Genomic DNA, 5601 nt, shown 5'->3' with positions numbered 1-5601 from the left:
CCTGATCAGACCAGATACCGTTCCCGATTCGAAGGCCATCCGTCGAAAGCTCCCGCGTCAACGTGCAGCGAAAATAGCGCTTACACCTAATCGGCTCAAGGAAGGGGCAGGGCAAAGTGGGGGGATGGCGAACACCCGGCCGAGGTAGGTGCGAGAGCGTTTGAGCTCGCTACACGTCCGGCGAAACTGCGTGTTTCGGTAAATCCCGGACACTGGGTGGTCTCCGGTTTCGTCTTAGAATCACTGTCCGGAATCCCTGGAATAGGCAAGCCAATCTCTATACTTCGACTTGCGACCGCGAGCGATGTCCTCATAAGCGCCCCACAAACGGTTGGTGATCGGTCCCGGCGCGGTTTGCTTGAGCTTGATGCCGTCGATACTGCGGATTGGGCGAACCTCCTGGAAACTGTTGCAAAGGAACGCTTCCTCAGCGATGGCCGTTTCAGCGCGGTCAATCTCTCGCACTTCAACGGGTAAGCCAAGCTCCTCACCTGCGATTTTGAGAAAGGTATCCCGCGTAATACTGTCGAGAATACCGGTGGAAGCGGGCGGCGTAACCAGTGCGCCCCGACGGACCATCATGAAGCAAGAATTCGTAGATTCCGATACCAAGCCTCGGGAGTTGAGGAGCAGTGCCTCATCATAACCGTGTCGCTTGGCATCCATGAGGGCAAACCGCCCATTATGATAGTTGGCGCCTGCTTTTATGCGCGGCGGCATGGAAGCATCATCAATACGCCGCCAGCTACTGATCCCAATGTTGACCGTCCCTCCTGCAAGTGTCCCTGCACCGCGGGGAGTTGCGGTGCAGACAAGTACAAGCGGACCGCTGACGTCATAAAGCCCTTCGCCCCTCACTATGATAGACAAACGAATGTGAGCATCTCCTTCGATACTGTTGGCTTTGAGCACCTGCCAAACTGAATATTCTAATTCCTCATCTGAGTACTGCTGCGGAAGGCGCATCAGGTCCATGGATTCATGCAGCCGCTCAAGATGCTCGCGAAGACGAAAGAGGTATTGGCGGTCGCCATAGTAGCAACAAATGCCCTCGAAGACATTGGCGCCGTATTTGGCGCCCGTAGACGCCACGTGAATGGTAGCGTCCTCCCATGGAGTAATGTTGCCATCCATAAAAATTTTGGTTTTGCCCGAGGTCATGATTTTCTCCTATCGAAAGTACTAGGCAAATCGGGGCGCGGATTTTCACTCGCAGTGACTCCTTGGTGGCGAGGTGCTCTCCGTGTGGTGCATTCGCAAGCACCGCAGCCAGTGTTGAAATTACCTCTTGTGAGATTTGTGAGATGCCGCCAATCCGTCACGTCTTTTTACGTTTTCGATGCTCCACACGCTTGAGGCTGTCACATTCGCGGATCAGAGAGAGATTGTCGGTATCGACACGGATTGCCTCAACGTTTCCACTCAATGTAGTCGTACTGGCCACGATAAGCCGAAATGAAGGGACACGCCGGCCGCTTGGACGTATGGCAGACCGTTACAATCAGAAATGAGCGCTCTTCTTGCCATTCGCTTAGATCGCATCAGTTGCTTCAGCATTGTCTGGGATCAACTTACCACGGCCGGCGATTTGCGATCGCGAATATAATGTAAACTTTTGAAGATTTATGGCAGAGCACCTTCAAGAGCTCTGGTGGTTACGTGGTGGCAACCCAGAAAGACCCTAGCTGGCTGATCAAAAAGGCTCGAGATACCCGTTTTGAATCTGATTTGTGCTCGGTCTGATTCTGATACGTTCCGTGAACAAAACGGTTTTTCAACAACCTGCTAGGCTAGACCAGCAGGCTTCTCCGATTGGGTCGGTGAGGTCAAGCTTCCCTGTCTTTTCCCGGACGGTGTCGCCCGTGGGTCACTCGCTTCTCTTCGCGGTCGGCAGCGGACTGCCGCATCGCGCGGGTCGTCGAGGCCTATCAGGCCATGCGCGGCGCCTCGTTCCTGGTCCTGTGATCTTCGCGGCCGAAATTGGGGATGTGCATCGCTTCGATACGCCGACGCAGTTGATGGCCTTTCTCGGCCTCGTCCCGGGGGAGCGCTGTACCTATCCGGTGAAGACCGCAGACGTGTATCCGGCGGCCATGAGCACCGCGGTGCTGGGGTCAAGCTTTCGATGGGGAGACGCGATGATATTCTTCGAGGAGGAGCTTGACCTCCTCGATGCTTTCATCGGTGAAGGCCAAGATTCCGTCGTCATCGTTGGCCCCGTAGACCCAGATGACGCCGTCCTCGGGCTCGAGACCGAGGGTCAGTTCCTGGATGAGCGCTTCGCTGACGCCGAGGTCCCTGGCGACACGTTCGACGGTGTAGACGTGATGCACCTTATTGCGCTGCATGATCAGGCCGCCGCTGGTTGGGTCCGCAGTTGTGCGGATCTTGGTCAGGTCGTGCCCGCGCGAGAGCTTGTCGCGCGTCTCGATCATCCAGCGCTCGAGCTCGGTGACCAGCGGCGCGCTCCGCTCCTGGCGCACGGCGTGGCGTTGGGCCGGCGACAGGCCGTTGATCGCGCGCTCGATATCGAATAGGGCATCGATGCGCTTCACGGCTTCGACCGCCAGCGGATAGACCAGGTTGGGCTTCTCGCCGTGCGCCTTCTTGCGCGCCGCCGCTTCGACATCGGCCAGCTCAAACACTTTGCGCCGGCTGTGGGCCCAGCAGCTGGCCTCCAGAACAGGCGCCGGCTGACGACCCGTCGCATAGAGATCGCCATAACCACCAAAGGCATCGGCCTGCAGAATGCCGCTCCAGCCGGCGAGATGCGCCGCGGGATGTTCGCCTCGGCGATCGCGGGAATAGTAGAACACTGCCGCCGGCGGATCGACACCGCCGAATGGTCGGTCATCACGCACATAGGTCCATAATCGGGCGGTATCGGTCTTGCCCTTGGCCAGGACCGGCACCGTCGTGTCGTCGCCGTGCAGACGTGAAGCGGCCAGCACATGGGCTTCGAGCCGCTTGAACAGCGGCATCAGCGCCGCGACGCCGGCGCCGACCTGGTCGGCGAGCGTCGACAGGCTGAGCGGCACGCCTTCGCGGGCATAGCGTTCAGCCTGCCGGTTGAGCGGCTGATGCTGGCCGAACTTCTCGAACAGGATCATCGCCAGCAGGCCCGGACCGGCCCAGCCCCGTGGGGTGGCGTGGAACGGCGCCGGAGTGGCTGACCGCCTCGCAGTCGCGGCAGGTAAACTCACATGGGCCCGTCAATGTAAAGCGGGTTCAAAAACGCATGTTCGGCACTCCCATCGATCCAGTATCCAGGCTCGAGCTCATCATCTGACTGGAGCACTTCCACCAGTCCAAACTCACATACGGTCGCCGCTTTTTATCGGCCGCACCAAAATCCCTCTTTCGTAGGCGGAGGCTCGGTAGGACAAAACCCTTCTTCTCGTCGGCGCGTGACGCCACATTCACCCTTCGGTTTGTCCTGTCTGGATCTGCCCGCACCACTGCGGGAGATTGAGGCGATTTTCATCAGTCAGGCCGCCTTCAGCTTTGCGCCTTCAATGACCACTCCATGAACGGCATATTTCCAGAGAGCTACAAGAAGCTTTCTTGCCAGCGCGACTATCGCGGTTTTCTTCCCACGCCCCCCGTTTCGTTGCACGCGCTCCATGAACCATGTGCTGAGGGCCGAATTCGGCTGATGGTGTAGCCATAGCCATGCCAGCTGGATCATGACTGTCAGAAGTCGCGGGTTACCAGCCTTCCCGACACCTTGTTCATGATCTGCAGAGCCACTCTGCCAAGGGGTAGGCGCCAGGCCAGCGTAGGCAGCGACTTGGCGGCGATTATCGAAGCTGCGGAAGAGCCCCTCCGACCAGAGAACCGCAGCGACTTCAGCACCAATACCCTTAAGCTGCACGATTAGGGACGCCGGGTTCGGCATAGAGTCGCTCACGACATTGAGCAACGCGTCCCGTTCTGCTTCAACCTCCTTGATCTGTGCGAGGAGGATTTCGAGACGATCAAGTTCCCGTAAAATCTGTGCTTTAACTTGACGTGGCAGCGGGTGTCCGTCGCCCGTTCGCAGTTCCTCCAGTCGAGCGCGGCGATTTCGGTAGATCGGTTCGTAGTCGCCAATTCCTTGTGCGAACAGCAAGCCTTTGATCCGGTTTACGTGCAGGATTCTCTCTGCGATCAGCGTCTTTCGCTCTCGGCAGATTCGACGACGATCCTCTTCATCACGAGTGGGAACCCTGACCATCGCACACACCCTTGGTTCACCTCGCTTGTAGGCCAGAAGCGTCCGCACCAAGGTTTCCCCATCAATTTTGTCGGTCTTCGCCCGCCGATGTTTTCGGGACGTCAGAACCGAAGCAGGATCAACTACCCAGCTTTCTATTCCATTCTTCTCAAGTGTGCGGTGGATCCAGAATCCGTCGAGACCGGCTTCTTGGATAACGACCACGGGATACGTTTTGCCGGTGCGCGATCGCCCCTTCTGTTGGAGTTCTGCGAGCCTTTTCAGGAGATCCGCAACATCGCCTCCCAGAACTGAGTGCTTCGACATTTTCTCTCCCCCTCCCGGCGAAAGAGATGTGATCAACCACCGTGTTCTGCTCAATTCCAGCGACACGAAGATCGCGCAGAGTTCGGTGCGAATGGCGATCGAAGTTTCAAATTGACCGGTTTGCATGCCTGGCTCCCGAGTGGTGTTTGTAACAACCACACATTCGCAAGAGCGGTGGCTGCTATCCAGTCGCCCATAGGATCTTCTCCCGCACGTGCTGGATCACCTTCCATTGCCGCGGCACCACCTCCAGCGTCTCGGTGATATCCTCACCCAGCTTGCGCAGCCGATGACCGCCGCAGCAGTGGCAAGCGGTCGGCGCCGGCTCGACCACGCGTTCGCGCGGCAGGTGCTCGGGAAATGGCTGGCGCGTCGGTCGCTTGCGCACATAAGGCGCCACCTCGGTGGTCCGGGCCGCAGCCTGTTCGGCGGCGATCTCGTCTTCCGTTGCCGTGCTCTCGAGTTCCTCGAAGGTGAGTTCCATCTGGTCGTGCAGGCGGGCTGAACGTTCAGAACTTTGACCATGCAGCGCCCGCTGCAGCTTCCGGATCGTCAGATCCTGATGGGCGATCAGCGCCGCATCATCCGATGCCTTGGCCCTGGCGACCGCCAGTTCGGCCTCGACCAGCGCAGCGCGTGCGGCCTCGTCTTCGGCTCTGGCCAGCGCCGCGGTCAGCGCTGCTCTCAGCGCGCCAATATCGTCCGGAACAGCATCCTGGGCGGTGGCAACCATGCCCTGGAGTGAATCATAAAACGCGTCCGCTGACTCGCGGAAAATGGCGCAAACTCAAAGAAAAACTCAGCCCGCGCGCTGCGGTCGGAACGTGTGACGCGGGTTGCGCCAATCGATCCCGTCGAGCATGTAGGCGAGCTGCGCCGGTGATATGGAAACCGTGCCGTCCGCCGGCGACGGCCATAGAAACCGGCCCTTCTCGAGCCGTTTTGCATATAGCGACATGCCGAGCCCATCATGCCAGATAATCTTGACCAGGTTGCCGCAGTTCGTTTCATAATGCATCCCCTTGTCAGAGTCCGGGCAGTCGGACGACTTTATCGTATTGATATTGCTCGTAGAACTT

General features: G+C 58.5%; 3 protein-coding genes and 3 pseudogenes. 1 reads left to right on the top strand and 5 read right to left on the bottom strand.

What is annotated here, in order from left to right:
* Nucleotides 1-240: 240 nt before the first annotated feature.
* Nucleotides 241-1161: an aminotransferase class IV gene (locus NKH90_RS34040; RefSeq protein WP_352707656.1), complete on the bottom strand. Its 921-nt coding sequence runs from the start codon at nt 1159-1161 to the stop codon at nt 241-243.
* Between the two features lie 569 nt (nt 1162-1730).
* Between NKH90_RS34040 and NKH90_RS34035 the strand changes: the two are divergent.
* Nucleotides 1731-2012: pseudogene (locus NKH90_RS34035) on the top strand (hypothetical protein); the annotation flags it as partial.
* 375 nt (nt 2013-2387) lie between these two features.
* Here NKH90_RS34035 and tnpC read toward each other — a convergent pair.
* From tnpC to tnpB, 4 genes and pseudogenes are all read right to left on the bottom strand, one after another.
* Nucleotides 2388-3201 (bottom strand): annotated as a pseudogene (gene tnpC / locus NKH90_RS34030) (IS66 family transposase); the annotation flags it as partial.
* Between the two features lie 286 nt (nt 3202-3487).
* Entirely contained in the window at nt 3488-4648 is a 1161-nt protein-coding gene (locus tag NKH90_RS34025; protein ID WP_352823653.1) for an IS110 family RNA-guided transposase, read from the bottom strand.
* A 76-nt stretch (nt 4649-4724) separates the two neighbouring features.
* Nucleotides 4725-5255, bottom strand: a pseudogene (locus NKH90_RS34020) (IS66 family transposase); the annotation flags it as partial.
* A gap of 66 nt (nt 5256-5321) precedes the next feature.
* A partial coding sequence (tnpB, locus tag NKH90_RS34015; RefSeq protein WP_352823651.1) for an IS66 family insertion sequence element accessory protein TnpB occupies nt 5322-5601 on the bottom strand: 280 nt, incomplete at its 5' end.

This window comes from Mesorhizobium sp. M0898, assembly GCF_040319695.1.
GTDB lineage: Bacteria > Pseudomonadota > Alphaproteobacteria > Rhizobiales > Rhizobiaceae > Mesorhizobium.
This window is presented reverse-complemented; position numbering and strand designations above follow the sequence as displayed.

What these genes read in the sequence shown, in the direction of transcription:
- NKH90_RS34040 (WP_352707656.1), bottom strand. Translation starts at nt 1,161, where the DNA reads ATGACCTCGGGCAAAACCAAAATTTTTATGGATGGCAACATTACTCCA.
- NKH90_RS34025 (WP_352823653.1), bottom strand. Translation starts at nt 4,648, where the DNA reads ATGCAAACCGGTCAATTTGAAACTTCGATCGCCATTCGCACCGAACTC.